The 16,056-nt window shown below is 45.8% G+C and carries 13 protein-coding genes; 4 read left to right on the top strand and 9 right to left on the bottom strand.

The features are described 5' to 3' along the window. Positions 1-13: 13 nt before the first annotated feature. From B0E43_RS18195 to B0E43_RS18185, 3 genes are all read right to left on the bottom strand, one after another. Positions 14-1,081, bottom strand: coding sequence for an exopolysaccharide biosynthesis protein (locus B0E43_RS18195; RefSeq protein WP_077352417.1), 1,068 nt, complete (start codon positions 1,079-1,081; stop codon positions 14-16). After that, entirely contained in the window at positions 1,081-3,666 is a 2,586-nt protein-coding gene (locus B0E43_RS18190) for an SLBB domain-containing protein (RefSeq protein ID WP_077352415.1), read from the bottom strand. The genes B0E43_RS18195 and B0E43_RS18190 overlap by 1 nt, the downstream gene beginning before the upstream one ends. A gap of 119 nt (positions 3,667-3,785) precedes the next feature. Then, positions 3,786-4,790, bottom strand: a complete 1,005-nt coding sequence (locus B0E43_RS18185; protein ID WP_077352871.1) for an SPASM domain-containing protein — start codon at positions 4,788-4,790, stop codon at positions 3,786-3,788. Between the two features lie 119 nt (positions 4,791-4,909). On the opposite strand from B0E43_RS18185, the gene gldB reads away from it, so the two are divergent. Further along, positions 4,910-5,914 (top strand): gliding motility lipoprotein GldB, encoded by a 1,005-nt coding sequence (gene gldB / locus B0E43_RS18180; RefSeq protein WP_077352413.1) that lies wholly within the window; start codon positions 4,910-4,912, stop codon positions 5,912-5,914. Here gldB and B0E43_RS18175 read toward each other — a convergent pair. The 3 genes from B0E43_RS18175 to nth are packed head-to-tail and all read right to left on the bottom strand — an operon-like array spanning position 5,877 to position 9,541. Further along, positions 5,877-7,097, bottom strand: a complete 1,221-nt coding sequence (locus B0E43_RS18175) for a glycosyltransferase family 4 protein (protein ID WP_077352411.1) — start codon at positions 7,095-7,097, stop codon at positions 5,877-5,879. The two genes, gldB and B0E43_RS18175, sit on opposite strands and share 38 nt — an antisense overlap. Further along, on the bottom strand, positions 7,094-8,869 hold the full coding sequence (gene asnB / locus B0E43_RS18170; RefSeq protein WP_077352409.1) for an asparagine synthase (glutamine-hydrolyzing): 1,776 nt from the start codon (positions 8,867-8,869) through the stop codon (positions 7,094-7,096). Before asnB ends, B0E43_RS18175 begins: the two co-directional genes overlap by 4 nt. After that, entirely contained in the window at positions 8,870-9,541 is a 672-nt protein-coding gene (nth, locus tag B0E43_RS18165) for an endonuclease III (RefSeq protein ID WP_077352407.1), read from the bottom strand. A 133-nt stretch (positions 9,542-9,674) separates the two neighbouring features. Between nth and B0E43_RS18160 the strand changes: the two genes are divergently transcribed. After that, positions 9,675-10,760 (top strand): P1 family peptidase, encoded by a 1,086-nt coding sequence (locus B0E43_RS18160; protein WP_254423455.1) that lies wholly within the window; start codon positions 9,675-9,677, stop codon positions 10,758-10,760. Here B0E43_RS18160 and B0E43_RS18155 read toward each other — a convergent pair whose 3' ends face one another. Continuing rightward, entirely contained in the window at positions 10,761-11,180 is a 420-nt protein-coding gene (locus B0E43_RS18155) for a DUF202 domain-containing protein (protein WP_077352402.1), read from the bottom strand. 161 nt (positions 11,181-11,341) lie between these two features. On the opposite strand from B0E43_RS18155, the gene B0E43_RS18150 reads away from it, so the two are divergent. Beyond that, positions 11,342-12,532 carry a hypothetical protein gene (locus B0E43_RS18150; RefSeq protein WP_077352400.1) on the top strand — a complete coding sequence of 397 codons (1,191 nt, stop codon included), beginning with the start codon at positions 11,342-11,344 and terminating at the stop codon, positions 12,530-12,532. 3 nt (positions 12,533-12,535) lie between these two features. Here the strand turns inward: B0E43_RS18150 and B0E43_RS18145 are convergent, their stop codons facing one another. Next, the gene (locus B0E43_RS18145; protein WP_077352398.1) at positions 12,536-13,912 is read right to left on the bottom strand and encodes a tRNA/rRNA cytosine-C5-methylase; all 1,377 of its coding nucleotides are present in this window, start codon (positions 13,910-13,912) and stop codon (positions 12,536-12,538) included. Between the two features lie 102 nt (positions 13,913-14,014). On the opposite strand from B0E43_RS18145, the gene B0E43_RS18140 reads away from it, so the two are divergent. Then, complete coding sequence (locus B0E43_RS18140; protein ID WP_077352396.1) at positions 14,015-14,377, top strand: DUF1304 domain-containing protein; 363 nt, start codon at positions 14,015-14,017, stop codon at positions 14,375-14,377. Positions 14,378-14,528: 151 nt separating this feature from the next. Here B0E43_RS18140 and B0E43_RS18135 read toward each other — a convergent pair whose 3' ends face one another. Further along, on the bottom strand, positions 14,529-16,055 hold the full coding sequence (locus B0E43_RS18135; protein ID WP_077352394.1) for a magnesium chelatase: 1,527 nt from the start codon (positions 16,053-16,055) through the stop codon (positions 14,529-14,531). Position 16,056 lies beyond the last annotated feature (1 nt).

The raw sequence follows: 16,056 nt of genomic DNA, 5'->3' as shown, positions 1-16,056 counted from the left end.
GGCAGCCTAGAGCTTAGCTTTCCTGCACATGTTTTTGGTATAATCTGCGGAAATAAAGTCCGAAAAATACCAATAGGCCGGTGATTACAGCCCCCAAAACTACACCTTTTACCAATCGGACTTCCGATCGCTTCAGTGGAAGCCTCGGGGAGTCGATGATCTGGATCAAAGGGGAATTGTTGCGGTGATTGACTTTTGCGATCTCCAGGTTTTTGACGATTTCCTGATAAACTGCTCCGGTTGCCTGTACGTCGATTTGCCGTTTTCTACTTTCCACATTAGCTGAATTTAACAATGGGTTGGCATTGGGTACACGATCTTGGGCAGAGGCATAAGCTCCGATGCTTTCGTCCAAAATGGACCTCACGCTATCGGCTTGGGTTTGAAGAATGGAGAGGTTTTCTCCGGTTTTTTTGGTCTTGGTTTCGAAGTAGAAAGTATTCACTTTTTCAACCAGCTTTTCGTTGAATGCTTTGGCAAAATGCTCGTCCTTCGAAGAAATACTTACCTGGATGATGCTCAGCTTTCGGTCAGGTTTGGAAACGCTGAGTTGGTTTTCCCTAATCAGTTTGGCCACTTCCTTGACGACTGAATCTTGGGTAACTGTGAATTGTTCTCTTGGCACAGAAAAATCCAGGGAAGAAAAATCCACCTTTGAAGCCCACTTTTCATCCAATTTTTCGAACTCAACAAAACGGTCAATCAACATTTGGTTTTCGCTGAAAGGGCTGAGCATTGTCTCACCAAGCATCCGGTCTGAGCGGTAAAGCTCCATAATGTTGTCCCCCTGAAAAAGTCCGCTGGTACTTCCCAGAGAACCGAGATTCACCCCAACCAATGACGCCAAACCGGACATTTGTCCGATTCCTCCTGCGTCCCCTTCCTCTAGCACAAAAGAGGTTTCGGCGTGAAAAACCGGCTTTTTGAATTTCGAAACCAAGGCTCCCAATCCCATTCCGACTACACCTGCAAGTACCAGGATTTTCCACTGAGAAAGGAAAAATGCCATCCACTCCATCAGGTTTTGGACGACCTCCTTCAGTGTAAACTGGTTTCCGGAAAAATGCTTTGACTCTGCCATTACCAGTTGATTTGAGACATGACCAATACCAAAGTTGCCAAACCCGTTGTTACGCCGACTATATCTCCAAGTCGAAGCGGAACTTTCGGACCTTTGGTCGGCACAATTACCTCTGCTCCGGGCTCAATTGGAGGGAAATTTTTGATTCCAAGGAAACCCTTGGTCCGTTTTACCGCCCCGTTTGCATAGACTACGTAAGTTTGTTTTTCGTTGGCTCTTCGCTCAAATCCTCCTGCACCATTGATGTAATGTTTCAGCCCCTTGCCATTTTCGTGACGAAGTGTCGTCGGATAGACCACATCTCCCCGCATTCTGACAGTCTGGAGCAATTTCGGAACAGAGAGGATGTCGCCTTCTTCCAAAATCAAATCCTCCTCAGAACCTGGATTTTGGATGATTTTTTCCAAATCTATCGCCACCGCCTCAGATTCTTTGAGCTTCACCGCAAAACCAGGGGTACCGGCAGCGATCTGATCGAGGGATTCTTTTTTGGCATTGGCAAGTAAGGTATCTACCGGATTCACTTTTTCTTTGGGAAGATCCCGGAAGAGGCGCTGCAGCAATTCTTCCTGCGCCTCGGAATTATTGGGGTCTTCGATCAGCTTCATTTTTAATGCTTCCAGATTTCGCTGTCTTCGGATCTGTTCGGATTCGGTGTTGAAAAATTCCGTTCGGCGGATCAGCGATGCACCTTTTGCGTAGGAAAACTGATTGAGACCACCTGCTCTGTTCACCAAATCAGAAATCCGTTCGACGGAGCTTTGGATGGCAAAAATGCCGGGAGAATTCACCTGTCCTTCTACTGCCACGAGCTTCTGCATGGTGAAGTTGGCCCGCTTTCTTACGATCACCTGATCAAAAGGCTGAAGTGAGGGCGAGTCGGGACTGATGGAAAGATCCGGATTGACACGGCTTGGTATGATATCCGAGAGAGTTCCCAGATCAGAATCTTCCAGTCTTCTTGCAATCTCGATGTCCTGGGAATTTGCCGATTCCTGAAGGCCTCCTGCGAGGATAATCAGCTCCTCGATTTTCATGGACTCGGAATAAGGGTAGGTTCCGGGTTTTTTTACCTCACCTAGAATCTGAACGTAGCGTTCATTCTGGATGTCGTAAATGCTGGAAATCCGAATCACATCTTCTCGTTTCAAAACCACATCGGGGGCGGTTCCGGCCAAAACGTCCTTCAGATTGACCTCAATCATTTCGGAGCTAAGGTCTTCTTTGGTTCTGAGAATACTTGCCCGCTCAGTGTATGCATCTCCTCTGAGCCCCTCGGCATTTTTCACCAGTTGAGACAATGTCAATCCTTCTGAAAGCGCAAAAGTGCCTTCACGGTAAACTGCTCCTTTGATCTGAACGCGGTTGCTGTAACGGTCCAATATCCTGCTCACCGTGATTTCATCGCCTCCTTTGAGAATAAACATTCCAAACTGGTTTTGATAAACATCAGAGACTGAGCGTTGATTTCCTGTGATTCTAGATATGGCAACCCGGTCTTTGAAAGCCAAGTCCGTAAATCCGCCTGCGTAGCTCAGGAGATTTTCAAAAGTGTCCTCCGATCCGATTTCGAAATTCATCGGTCGCTTTACCTCGCCATTAAGTTTCACCCTGGATTGAAAAGGCGAAACCAACAGAACATCCTGGTCCTGAAGCTGCAAATCCAGGTTGGCAGTCCCGTTGATCAGAAGGTCGTACACATCAATTTCTGCTATTGGCTTATTGTTTCGGACCAGCTTGATGGCTCGCATGGTACCGTTTTCGTTGGGACCACCGGCTGCATATAGGGCATTGAACGCTGTGGAAAAAGCACTGAGTGTAAAAGTGCCTGGCAATCTGACCTCACCCAAAATGTGAACTTTGATTGTTCGGACATTACCCAAAGTCACCTGAAGGAAAGTTGTGGGATTGCCTCCAGACAATCCGGGATAAAATCTGCTAACCCGGCTTTTGATGATTCCGGTGGCTTCTTCGATAGTTTTACCCGAAACAGAAACAGGGCCAATATTGTCCAAAAGGACAAACCCGTCCGGATTGACCGTGGCTTCATAATATTGCTCGGACTGACCGTAAATGTCTACGAATACCACATCTCCCGGGCCCAAAATATAACTCTTCGGTGTAGCCTGATTGAGACTGGGTTCAAAACTCAAACGTCGGTTTTTTTGATAAAACAGAGAGGTTCCAAAAATTTCACTCTCGGTTCCAGATGCTACTATTTCTTCCTGAGGCTGGTAAAGTCCTTTGGTAATTTCATTTAAATCCAATTGCTGACGGGGATCCCTACTGGAGGCATTTGAGCTCCGAGATGCTGAACCTCCCATGTCTAATTCCTGAATTCGGTTTCGGAGTTTTTCAACTTCTGAAGAAGGCATACCCCGGAGTTGGGCCATTTGAAGAAATTCATCCACTCCCAATCCTGCTTCATTGGCGCGTTTGACCAGTTCGGAAACTTGCTCATCGGAGAGCTCATCGACTTTGATTGTGGTCAAATCAGTGGTTTGCTGGGCATTGGTCTGGGTAACTGAACCAATCAACAGGACAACTAAGACAAAAAAGTACCAGATTCTTGTGTATAAAACCATGATCTAAAAGGCTGTTCCGGGTGAATATCGGGCAAATATGGGATTTAAAAATCCGTCAATTTCTTAATTCTACCAAATATAGGTCCAAAAACTAGGCTTCAAGCCTCAAACGGTCATCCCTATTCGGTGCAATTTCTGCAAATCTCGATCTGAGTCCGGTCTGAAAGGAGTTGTTTTCTGAATTTGATATAAGCCAAAGAATTCCAAATTGAAGCCAGAGGTTGCTCCTTTAACTCGCCCATCACATGGCTTGCATCCTTGTCAAAGCAACAGGGGACCACTTTTCCATCCCAAGTTACTACGGCACCTTCCCACATTCTCCAGCATTTGTTTTCGGGCTTCTTTTTCAGTTTCCATTGGCCGTTTCCGACAGGAATATATCTGGAGTAGCCTAGGTCTGATGGAATCAATTCCGAGCCGTTTTCGAAATCATAGATTTGAGTGGTTTTGAGCTGAAGTTCGTCCACTTCCATGTTTTTGGCCCAGGTTTTCAATGCTGGAAGCTGATGCTCATTTTGTCCGGTTACCAGGAATTGAAGGACGATTCTAGGAAAGTTCTGTCGCGCTTTCTTTCGCTCCGAAACCAGCATTTTGAGTCCCTCCTGCACTTTTTCCAGATTTCCTCCCACCCGGTATTTTTCATAGACTTCCTGCGTGATTCCGTCCATAGACACGATTAGCTGCTTCAAGCCGCTTTTCAAAAGTTCATCCACTTGCTTCGCGTGAAGGTAATGCGCATTGGTGGAGGTGGAGGTGAAAATGCCTTTGGAATCGGCGTAGTTGACCATTTCCAGAAATCGGGAGTTCAAAAAAGGCTCGCCCTGAAAGTACAGGTGCAGCCAGGAAAGATGCCCCTTGACCTGATCGATCACGGATTCAAAAAGCTTTTCCTGTAGCATTCCTGTTGGTCGGGTGAAAGACCTCAAGCCCGAAGGACACTCAGGACATCTCAAGTTGCAGCTGGTAGTCGGTTCGATGCTGAGTGTAGTTGGTTTTCCCCACATAATTGGCCTGTGGAGGACTTGACTTAGGCGAAAAGAACTCCTTAAAAGCAGGTAATTGGAGACTTTTTGCAAAGTCAGGTATCGATAAAATTCCAACCCGGTGATCCATTTGTTTTTCACTTCGGAAAATACGGAATTAAGCCAGCAAGAAGCAAAACCGAAAATACCAATTGGTCTCAGGATGCGTTTCAAAGGATTAAGATTGGATTCCTTACTTTTGAATCTGAAACCAATATTCTATGAGTCTTACCCGGATTGCATTTCTGATTCCAGTATTGTTTTTAGTTTTTGCCTGCGGCAAAAAAGAAGAGGTCTGCGAATTGGATCCGGAGATCCTAGACCAGGATTTGGAGGTTTCCATCACACGCCTGGAAGATGAATTTTTTGCGGCAAAATCTACCCAGGACTTTCTTTTTTTGCTGGACAAGCATCCCGAATTTGCCGAAACCTATCTGGAGCAAAGCACCTATCCTTCTCCGGATTCACTTGCTGCCAATCTCTTGCAAGTCCACCAGGACTCTGCGATGCGGGTTTTGTATGATTCGGTCAAGGTGGAATTTGGGGACATCGCCGACATTGAAAAAGAACTCGAAAATGCCTTCAAATACATCAAGCATTATTTTCCCGACTTCAAGACTCCTAAGGTTTACACGTTTGTTTCAGGTTTCAATTCGGATTTGGTGGTGACAGAAGATATCATGGTGATCGGTCTGGATTATTTTCTTCCGGCGGATCATACATTTCAGCCGGATATCGCCAGGTATATGGCAGATCGATATGAAAAGCCCTATCTCGTACCGATGATCGTTTTGGCAATTTCCTCAAGATACAATTCGGTCAATCCTGAGGAGAACACCCTCCTCTCCGAAATGATTTATTATGGCAAAGCCTACCATTTTGTCAAAGCAATCCTGCCCTGCACGCCCGACCAATTTATCATCGGATATACTCCGGCCGAAATCGCAGAGTGTTATGACAATGAAGAATTCATCTGGTCCCACTTTGTCGAAAATGAATTGCTTTACGAAACCAATCCTTTTGAAATCCGCAAATACATCGGCGAAGCCCCGTTTACAGATGCGATTTCCACCAAAGCCCCTGGTAGATTGGGAAGATGGCTGGGATGGAATATCGTGGACGATTATGGGATAAATGGGAGCGTGCCTTTGCCCGAACTGATGAATGAGTCCAACTCCGAGACGATCTTCAGGCAGTCCGGATATCGACCTCGTCGACCTGAGTAGTCTTTGGCTTGGGATCAATGACCTCCAAAAGTCGGCCCAGGGCGATTTCTTTTGAAAAATAGGTTTCCGCCAATTTTCTGGAATTATTGCCCAATCTGTCCAATTCAGACCGGTTTTGCTCCAGGTATTCAAGTTTGGAAAAAGCAGCCTCCATCTTTCCAGGTAGGCAGGAAATTCCCAGTTCGTGAGTTTTCACCAAGTCGTAAACCCAGCCTTTGTGATTGACCAAAATGGGCTTTCCAGCCGCCAAAGCATCAAAAAACTTGTTGGGACTATTTGTTTTTAATACTGGCAAATGGGCGAAGGAAACCCAGGCCAGGTCGCTGATGCTTAGAATTTCATTGACTTTTTCCTTAGCAGCAAAAGGGATAAAACGGACATTTTTCAACCTCTTGGCATGGGATATTTTCTTAAGTTTTTCCTCATGGCTTCCTGATCCCATGATCAGAAAATTCCAGTTTTTCGCCCTTTTTTGGGCCATTTCAGCCAAATCCAAAAGCTCCTCTACTGCATTCACTTGACCCAACGCACCGGTATAAGTGATTGTGAATGCAGCTTCCAAACCAATTTGATCTGCCAGTCTTTGATCTCTGACTTTTGGGAAAAAGACAGATAAATCTGAAAAATTAGGAATCAGAGCTACTTCCCTGCTGGGGCTGATATGTTGCAGATGAGATGCAATCCCCGGAGAAAGTGCCACCAAGCTCAGGGATTGGTCATAAATTCTCTTTTCAAGTGAATAGAGCAGCTTTTTGATAATCGGATTTCTGATTGCGCCAACTTGGATAGGAGCTTCCGGCCAAAGATCCCTAACCTCAAAAATATATGGCAAGGCCATCCTTTTTTTTGCCCAAATGCCAATCAATCCGGTAGTTAAAGGAGTGGAAGTGATGTAAAGCAAATCCGGTCTTGGGAGTTTTTTTAAAAGTTTCCTGGCCTCAACCACAAACTTCCAAAAAGCCCAAATTCGCTTCAAAAATCCGAATTTTTGATCATAGTCCACTGGAAGGTAATGTACGCGGATCCCGTCAATCCAGCGCTGGTCGTAGCCTGGTTGCCCATGAGTGGAAATCATATCCACAGCGATTCCAGCCTCCACCAAGCCTTTGGCCAAGTAGAAGGATCGGACGGCTCCGCCCTGATCGGGAGTCCGGAAATACTGGTGGATATAGATGAGCCTCATATTCGGTGCAATTTCGACCATTCTGCTAAAAGAAACAGATTATAGAGCGCTAAGAAATGAATTTTAACACTTTGCTCGGGATTCTGCAGGAGCTGTCGGACCGGAATCTGGAAGTGTTCCCCGTTGCTTCGGTCAAAGTCTTTCAGCGCCGTGAAAAGTCGGCTTGAAAACTCGTTTTTTCCACTTAGCCATTCCTTCAAAGGCAAACCAAAACCAAACTTTCTTCGATCTGCCACCCAGTCCAAGTCATTTTCCCGAAGGATATTTTTGATCCATGGTTTTCCGGTAAGGATTGTGGGGTCGTTCACTTTTTGCCAAAGTCCCAAAATCGAAGCATCGAGATAGGGAGCCCGGCCTTCGATCCCATGGGCCATCAGTGCGTTGTCATGGATTTTCAAAACGTCCTGAACAAGATAGACTTGTCGGTCAAAATCCAGCATCCGCTTGTATTCCGGGAGATCCTTGTTGAAAATTCGAGCATAATCGTCAGTCATCCAGACAGGCGGATTTTGAAGGGCCGAAAAGTTGAGAAAGGTTTGGTTTGGATTGGTCCCAATGGCCGACATGTACTTTTGCCAAGCTCTTCCGAAAGGGAATTTCCCAAAAAAACCTGCCCAGTTGTTCCAAAATTCATGCTGCTCCCAATACTTCGAAAACGCTAGATGGCGCTGGTATCCTCCCCAAAGTTCGTCCGCCCCGGCTCCGGAAACCAAGACTTTGACTTCCGGTTTTGCAGTTTTGCCGATCATCCAAGTCAGGAAACCCGCAGAATCTCCCACCGGAAGATCCACGCTTTGGATGTATTGGTCCCAGTTTTCAAGAAAGACCCTCTGATTGATTTCAATTAACCGGTGTTCGGCCGGAATTTGTTTGGCAAGCCGGATGGATGCGTTTCCGTCTCCATATTTTGTCCGGTATTTTTTTTCTACCTGAATGGTATAGGCGGGGAGTGGAGTCCCTGTTTTTTGGTACCAAAGGGAATAAAGCAGCGAACTGTCAGCACCGCCGCTCAGGAGAATTCCGACCGGAACATCCGCATGAAACTGATTGAGCACGGCCTTTTCCAGACTTTTCCTAAATACATTTTGACTTGGAATTTCTTCAGGTTCCTTGGGTGAAATTAAAGTGTCCCAACGAAAAGTGTCATGCCTAAATATGGTGCTGAATCGCCCCGGCTTCCATGCACGGATGCCCTTGTGAAATGTCTTACCCGGTACTGGTGCCCTAAAATAGAAATAATGGTCTGCTTGCTCCCAGTCCGGTGCGGGATTTCGAATTGCGGCGATTCCCCGGATTTCAGAAGAAATCACCAAGGTTTCGGGATTTTGGGAATAGTATAGCGGCTTTTCTCCATTTCTATCCAAGGCCACCAACACTGATTTAGTGATCAAATCGACATGGATCAGGGCAAACATTCCGTTGAGTTTTTCCAGGCCTTTTTGCCCAAAAAACCTCAGGTAATGCAGCAAAACTTCAGTATCGGACTGGGTGATGAATTCAACTCCCATCTTGGAAAGTAGACTTCTCAGTTCCTGAAAATTGTAAATCTCCCCGTTCAAAATAAGTAGACTGTTCCCGTCTGGAGCCCAAAACGGCTGATCAGCTTCAGGCCCGGGATCGAGGATTTTGAGGCGGTTTACACCGATCCAAAGCCCGTTCCAGGGAGAATAAATAGCAGACTGATCTGGTCCTCTATGGTGAGAAGCATCAACAAGAGCTTGAATGGATTTTTGATTGGCTCCTTTTCCCCAGATTAAATGAATCCCGCACATTTAGACCTCGGCATCCTCCCGATCCGCTTTTCCTTTATTCTTTTCAAAAAACTTACAAAAATGGGTAATGGCGCATTCCTCACACTTGGGTTTCCGGGCCAGGCAAGTGTACCTGCCGTGTAAGATCAGCCAGTGATGTGCAACATGGATGTATTGCCTTGGGATGTTTTTCACCAGTTGTTTTTCGACTTCCAGGGGAGTTTTGGCAGTCAAGGGAACCAGTCCCAAACGCCTCGAAACACGAAACACGTGTGTATCCACGGCCATATTGGGTTGATTCCATACTACAGAAGTGATGACATTGGCAGTTTTTCTTCCTACTCCTGGAAGTTTGGTCAATTCTGCGACTGTTTCGGGAATTTCCCCTCCAAAATCCTCCACCAGCATTTTGCCTAATCCCAAAAGGTGCTTGGTTTTATTGCTGGGGTAAGAAACGGACTTTATGTAGGGAAAAAGCTCATCAAAATGGGATGCTGCAAAGTGTTCCGGAGTTGGAAAATCACGAAACAATGGCGGGGTGACGATATTGATCCGCTTGTCCGTGCATTGGGCAGAAAGGACAACAGCAACCAACAACTGAAAGGGATTTTCATAGTGCAGCTCCGTCTCTGCCACGGGCATGTTTTCGGAAAAATGTTTGATAAATGCGTCGTATCGCTGTTTTTTGAGCATGAATGGGTACGATTGGAAAGGGTGCTTAAGATAAGTAATATTGAAAAATAAAGAGTTGTAAAAATGAAAATTTAGTCATCACTTCCATCCACTTTACTTATTGATGAAAATTATCCTATTCCTTCTTTTGTGTATGATGAATATTAACGCTGCATTTTCCCAATCCCGGCCCCGTGAGTTGGGTGTTCCTTTTGGAGTTTTGCCCTCGGGGCTTTTAAACTCAATCACCGATGTAGCCGGATTGAAAGTTGGGCACTTCACCAAAATCGAAGGAGAAAACATACGGACGGGAGTCACGGCCATTTTGCCTCATGGAGGGAATCTATTTCAGGAGAAAGTACCTGCGGCAATTTTTGTTGGAAACGGATTTGGAAAACTGGCGGGTGTCACCCAGGTACAGGAATTGGGAAATATCGAAAGCCCGATCGTCCTCACCAATACCCTAAGTGTAGCTGCCGGAATTGAGGGAATCGCCAAGCATACTTTGAATCAGGCCGGAAATGAAAACGTCCAATCGGTCAATGCAGTAGTAGGCGAAACCAACGACGGCTACCTGAATGATATCCGCGGAATGCACATTTCTCCTCAAGAAGTCATCCAGACGATCCAATCAGCCAAATCAGGCCCAATTCAGGAAGGAAATGTGGGTGCCGGAACGGGTACCGTTTGCTTTGGCTGGAAAGGGGGAATTGGAACAGCTTCCAGAAAATTACCGGAAAGTCTGGGTGGATATACTGTTGGCGTGTTGGTTCAAACCAACTTTGGAGGAAATCTCCAGATCGCCGGAGTTCCTGTTGGAGAAAAATTGGGAAATTACCCTTTTAAGGATGCCCTTGAAAAATCTGACGGAAGCTGTATGATAATTGTCGCAACAGATGCGCCGGTATTGGAACGGAATCTGGAGCGGATGGCCCAGCGCGCCATGATGGGTTTGGCCAAAACCGGTGGCATCGCTTCCAATGGGTCTGGTGATTATGTGATCGCTTTTTCTACGGCAAAAGGACAGAGAATTCCCCATTCGATTCCATCCCAAACCCTTCAAAAGGCTGAATTTTTGGGCAATGACGACATGACTGCACTTTTCCTTGGAGTCATAGAAGCCACGGAAGAGGCGATCATTAACTCACTTTTTGCTGCTGAAACGATGACCGGGAAAGACGGAAGAACAGTGGAGGCCTTGCCCAAAACTCAGGTCCTGGAATGGATCAAGGCGAAATAATCAGGGATTAAATGCCCTCCAGAGCAGTAACGAGGTAAGGAACAAAGCCAATAATAAAAGGATCAACGACAAAAGGGATGCAACCGAATAGCGGCTTTCAGGATAGCTTTCCTTCAATTTTGCCATACTTTCGCGGTGTTGCAAAAGAGACAAAATCAAAATGGTAAAGGATATGCAATAAAGCACAAGAGCCAGCTCTCTTCCTGTGAATGCTTCAAAAAGCGGCTTTTTCCCAGACTCGAGGCGATTGAAGAAAAACTCATAAACCCCAACCCCAATTGCCAAAATGGTCAGGGCAGTTCGAACCCAGGCCAGTTGCAGGCGTTCAAAAGCTGTACGGGTCCGCTCCAGTTGGATCAGCTTTTTAGCTTTTTTCTTTTCGGAATTTTCCGAGCTCTTTTCCTCCAATAGTTCAGCCATTTTTGTGTGGTTTTCATTGTGATTTTAATCAAAATTCCCCGAATAAATCAAAATAGTCCAGAGTCCATTAATTCAAATATTTTTTCCAGATTAATTCTTCTGATAATCCGGGAAGTTTTCATCTTGCGGGAATTTTTAAATTAAGAACCTACCCACTGTTTATGGAAAAACAAAAGGACCTCACTTGGCTTGAGCATCTTCAGAGGAACAGCTGGGAGCCGGAGGTGATTATTTCAGGTATATCGCTGGCTTTTTTGTTTGTGATTCCCTCGAGGTTGTTTGAGTTTTCGGTCATTCTGATTCAGGATTATGGCTTGGAACAAATCCCTGCTCAGTTGATTTTGGTGTATTTTTCGGTGATTATTTCGGTGTTTAAGATCTTTCTGGTGAGCCATTTGGTGATGCGCTTCATCTGGGCTGGGATGCTGGGGATAACCTATGCCTTTCCTGATGGGATTGTGAAGGAAAAACTCTTCAAGTATTCCCAATCAGTGGAATATCACCCTCCCCAATATTTCTTGCTCAAGCTGGAGCGATGGTGCAGTATGCTTTATGGAGCACCGATCTCAGTTGCCATCCCGATTTTTTCCATCACAGTGTACCTTCTTGTGTTGATAGGGATCTACTTGGTTTTCAATCTTGACTTTCAGATCGTCTACATCATCTTCATGATTTCAATGGCTGGCTTTGCCATTGTGCCATTGCTGAAGAAGAATTCCGGGATAAAAGACTTTGTGGGAAAAAGTATGAGCGGAACGATCGGAGCGATCTATCAGAGCAATCTTGGAAAATGGTTCTTTGTTTCGTTTTCAATCAGCTTGGTCGTACTGGCCATGCCGTTTATTGTCCAGGATACCAAAGGGTTTTCGGCTTACCAAGCCAGTGCAAATGTGGACGATTCCTACTACGAATGGCCGGACGACGGTGGGTATTTTGAAGAGTATAATTCTGAAAAGAGACGCTTCGCAAGAATGTGGACTCCAGCCAAAACCGTGAGTGGAGAGGTACTGAACCTATATCTGGCGCGCTATGAACGGGAGGAAAGCTCCACTCAGAAGATGAATGGACTGTTAAGCACTGACACTATCGAATGGAAAAAGATTGAATCGCTTGTCGATCAATATCGCATTTATCTCAACGATTCTCTGATAGATGCCGAAAGATGGGTACAGGTAACAGCTGGACATACGGGACAGATGGCCCTGTTTGGCCAGATTCCCATTGCTCATCTGCCGACTGGAATCCACGAAGTTCGCTTGGAAAAACTGACCTATTTGCCGCCGTTTTTGGGAACAGGCCATGCACTCAGACACCGGAAAAAGTGGGCTAGGTTCGAATTTATCAAGGAATAGCGATCACATCCGTATTCTCCACTCCTTCGGAAAGTAATTGTTCAGGCGGTTTCCGAGGTTTTTTACCCAGCCTAGAGGCAGATTCTGGTAGGTCAAAAGCACCCATCCCAAAGGAAGACCAGGGATCTGTTGTTCGTTTTTTCTGAGAAAATCCAGGGCTTGATCCAAGTTGGTTTCGAAAGTTGAAAAGCCGGATTTTGGCAAGGTGGATAGAGCCCATTCGTGAGAAGGGATCCAGTCGTTTTTTTGCTTTTTGCCCAATTCCACACCGAAATACCGGAGACTTAGGTGTTGGGAAATTTTTTCAAAATGCCTGAAATAATTCCAGTTGATTCTGAAAATGGAATCATTCAAGCTGTAGTATTTTCCATTTCCCTCAAATCCCAATTCCGACTCCATTGCTTTTTCATCCCGCTCTCCAATAGATTTCAAAACCGGATGCTTGAAGTCTTTGATTCGGCCGGGGTCTTGGCTTGAAGCGGAATCCGGGCGTTTCAACACGGTGACAAAAAAGCCTTCACCTTCGACTTTGTGTGGGAAAAAACGGTACCCGAAGAAGGTCCCATCAGGAGTTTCGACTTGAGATTCTACAATATTCCAAGTAGGATCAAGAGGAATTTGGACAGGCTCGAAGGCAAATTCTTCTGTGAGAAAATGGATCATTTCCTCATTTTCCTGCTTGTTGAACGTGCAGGTGGAGTAGATCAGGTAGCCTCCGCCTTTGACCAAAGCACCGGCTTTGTCCATGATTCGCTTTTGCCGTGAAGAGCATAGGATCAAATGATCTGGCGACCATTCTTCCCGGGCTTGGGGATCTTTTCGGAACATTCCTTCGCCCGAGCATGGAGCATCTACCAGCACCAGGTCGAAAAATCCTTCCAAAGGTTCAAAGTGATCGGGATCGTTATTGGTCACCACAATATTTCCCAGACCCCATTTGATCGCGTTTTCTTTCAGGATTTGGGCTCTGGATTGGATGACTTCATTGGCAACCAAGAGGCCTTTATTTCCTAAATAGGATGACAGGAGCGTGCTTTTTCCACCCGGAGCTGCTGCCAGGTCGAGGTAGATGCCTTTGGGGATTTGCAGACTTTTCAGGATATGTTCGATAAAAATGGAGGAGGCTTCCTGCACGTAATAGGCTCCCGCCTGAAAGGCTGGGTCAAGGGTAAAACTTGGTCGTTCCTCGAGGAAAAAGCCATTTTCTGACCAAGGAATTGGTGACATTGGCCAGATAGGTGAAAAAGTTTTCGCCGGATTGAGGCGGATGGAAGTGCGGGGTGATTGGTTGACTGCTGACTTGAAGGCTTCAAACTCTTGCTTTCCCAAAAGAGAAAGCATCTGGGACTCAAAGTCAATGGGCAGCTGGATGTCGGACATAGGACAAAGGTAGTGATCAGTAAGCAGTCGCAGTAAGCAGGAAACTGGGACTGATCACTGTTTATTACAAAAAGATTAAATTGTCGATAAACCCCAAAGAAAATGGAACTCGCCTCACAACTCGTTATCGGTGGCATCGCTGCTTTGCACCTCTACTTTTTGTACTTCGAAATGTTCGCTTGGGACACAATTGGCAGGAAAACATTCAGGTCAATACCAGCGGATGTATTTCCAAAGACAAAAGTATTGGCCGCCAATCAGGGCTTGTACAATGGCTTTTTGGTGGCTGGCTTGATCTGGTCATTATTGATTTCCGATCCGATGTGGTCATTCTACATTGCCGTCTTTTTCCTCAGCTGCGTGCTTGTTGCGGGAGTCTTTGGCGCCCTGACGGCCAGCAAGAAGATTTTTTGGATTCAGGGATTCCCGGCCTTGATCGCATTGATCTTGCTGCACTTGAAGTGAAAAATCTCCGCAAGAGTCTTCCAAGGTGTTCGCAGAAGAAGACAGGGATCAACACTAATTTTTTACCATAAGAGTGCAAAATCAATATTAAAAGATCTCAGCGTTCTCAGCGCCTCCTACGGTGAACCAAAAAAGAGGCTTTCGCCCCTTTTCAATTATCATCTTCTTCCCCGAAGTCTCCTTCATCCGCTGTCCCAATATCAAACATGGAACTGAACAAATCTTTGAACTGCAATCCAGTATCCAATAGCTTTTTGCTCAACTGAGAAAATTCAGCCAATCCGTGGAGTGCAAATTCCATGTAAAATTCCTTCTCTTTTTCAGGAAGTTTTTTGACCATCTGGGTCACTACTTCTTCCAGTCCTGGGACGGTATGAAGCAGGCTTTTGTATTCTTTGTCCGGCTGGGAGGCAAGGATATCCAACACATTTCCCTCCCCAAACCAAGCCAAAGGAAGCACATAGGGATTGCCGCTTTTGTCCTTTTTCTTTTGCTCAGGAGAAGGGAAATAATTGACAAACTGGGTACGGATTGCTTTTCCGATCAGATTGTAAGCAACCAATCCGGCCCCTTCCTGCTCGCCTTCATAGACGAGTTCGACCTTTCCGGTGATAGCAGGAATCACCCCGATCAAGTCGGCAATCCGAACCACCGTGTTGGCTTCTCCATTTAGGTAAAGTCTCCTTTCGGCAGCCGAAATCAGATTTTCATAGGCTGAAATGGTCAATCTGGCAGATACACCGCTTTTTTCATCCACCAGTTCAGAACCTCTTGCCTCAATTGCAATCTGCTCGATGAGGTCCTTCATGAGCTCAGGCACGTGGATATTTTCCAGCGGTTTGCCTTTTAGATTAGCTTCCTGGGCTGTGATTTTTCGGCCAATTTCGATTGATTTTGGATAATGGGTGATGATCTGGCTTTCGATCCGGTCTTTCAGCGGAGTGACGATACTTCCACGGTTGGTATAATCTTCCGGGTTGGCTGTGAAGACAAACTGAATATCCAATGGCAATCTCAGTTTGAACCCACGAATCTGAATGTCGCCTTCCTGCAGAATATTGAAGAGGGCAACCTGGATTCTAGCCTGCAGATCCGGAAGCTCATTGATGACAAAAATCGAACGGTGGGATCTCGGAACCAGTCCGTAATGAATCACCCGCTCATCGTTATAGCTGAGTTTCATGGTCGCAGCTTTGATTGGGTCTACGTCTCCGATCAGATCTGCTACAGAAACGTCAGGAGTTGCCAGTTTTTCTGTATATCGGTCTTCCCGGTGCCACCAGGTGACAGGAGTATCGTCTCCTTTTTCTTCTATGAGATTTTTGGCAAAAGTGGAAAGCGGATGCATCGGATCATCATTGAGTTCTGATCCAAACACTACCGGCAAATATTCATCCAAAAGATGAGTCATCATCCGTGCAATCCGGGTTTTGGCCTGTCCGCGAAGCCCGAGCAGATTGATGTTGTGGCGGGAAAGGATGGCCCGCTCGATGTCAGGAATCACAGTGTCTTCGTATCCCCAGATTCCTTCAAAGACGTTTTCTTTTCGTTTGATTTTCAGAATCAGGTTGTCACGGAGCTCTTCTTTGATGGACTTTGGTGTATATCCGGCAGCCTTAAGCTGTCCGAGGGTTTTGATTTGTAAAAGTTGGTTTCCGGTTAGTTTTTGGTAGTCCATG

It is taken from the genome of Algoriphagus sp. A40 (genome assembly GCF_002002735.1).
GTDB lineage: Bacteria > Bacteroidota > Bacteroidia > Cytophagales > Cyclobacteriaceae > Algoriphagus.
The sequence above is the reverse complement of the archived record's forward strand: the minus strand, read 5'-3'. Positions and strand labels throughout refer to the sequence as shown.

Coding starts and splice junctions, on each gene's coding strand:
- B0E43_RS18195 (WP_077352417.1), bottom strand. CDS start 1,081: ATGGCAGAGTCAAAGCATTTTTCCGGAAACCAGTTTACACTGAAGGAG.
- B0E43_RS18190 (WP_077352415.1), bottom strand. CDS start 3,666: ATGGTTTTATACACAAGAATCTGGTACTTTTTTGTCTTAGTTGTCCTG.
- gldB (WP_077352413.1), top strand. CDS start 4,910: ATGAGTCTTACCCGGATTGCATTTCTGATTCCAGTATTGTTTTTAGTT.
- B0E43_RS18175 (WP_077352411.1), bottom strand. CDS start 7,097: ATGAGGCTCATCTATATCCACCAGTATTTCCGGACTCCCGATCAGGGC.
- asnB (WP_077352409.1), bottom strand. CDS start 8,869: ATGTGCGGGATTCATTTAATCTGGGGAAAAGGAGCCAATCAAAAATCC.
- nth (WP_077352407.1), bottom strand. CDS start 9,541: ATGCTCAAAAAACAGCGATACGACGCATTTATCAAACATTTTTCCGAA.
- B0E43_RS18160 (WP_254423455.1), top strand. CDS start 9,675: ATGATGAATATTAACGCTGCATTTTCCCAATCCCGGCCCCGTGAGTTG.
- B0E43_RS18155 (WP_077352402.1), bottom strand. CDS start 11,180: ATGGCTGAACTATTGGAGGAAAAGAGCTCGGAAAATTCCGAAAAGAAA.
- B0E43_RS18150 (WP_077352400.1), top strand. CDS start 11,342: ATGGAAAAACAAAAGGACCTCACTTGGCTTGAGCATCTTCAGAGGAAC.
- B0E43_RS18145 (WP_077352398.1), bottom strand. CDS start 13,912: ATGTCCGACATCCAGCTGCCCATTGACTTTGAGTCCCAGATGCTTTCT.
- B0E43_RS18140 (WP_077352396.1), top strand. CDS start 14,015: ATGGAACTCGCCTCACAACTCGTTATCGGTGGCATCGCTGCTTTGCAC.
- B0E43_RS18135 (WP_077352394.1), bottom strand. CDS start 16,055: ATGGACTACCAAAAACTAACCGGAAACCAACTTTTACAAATCAAAACC.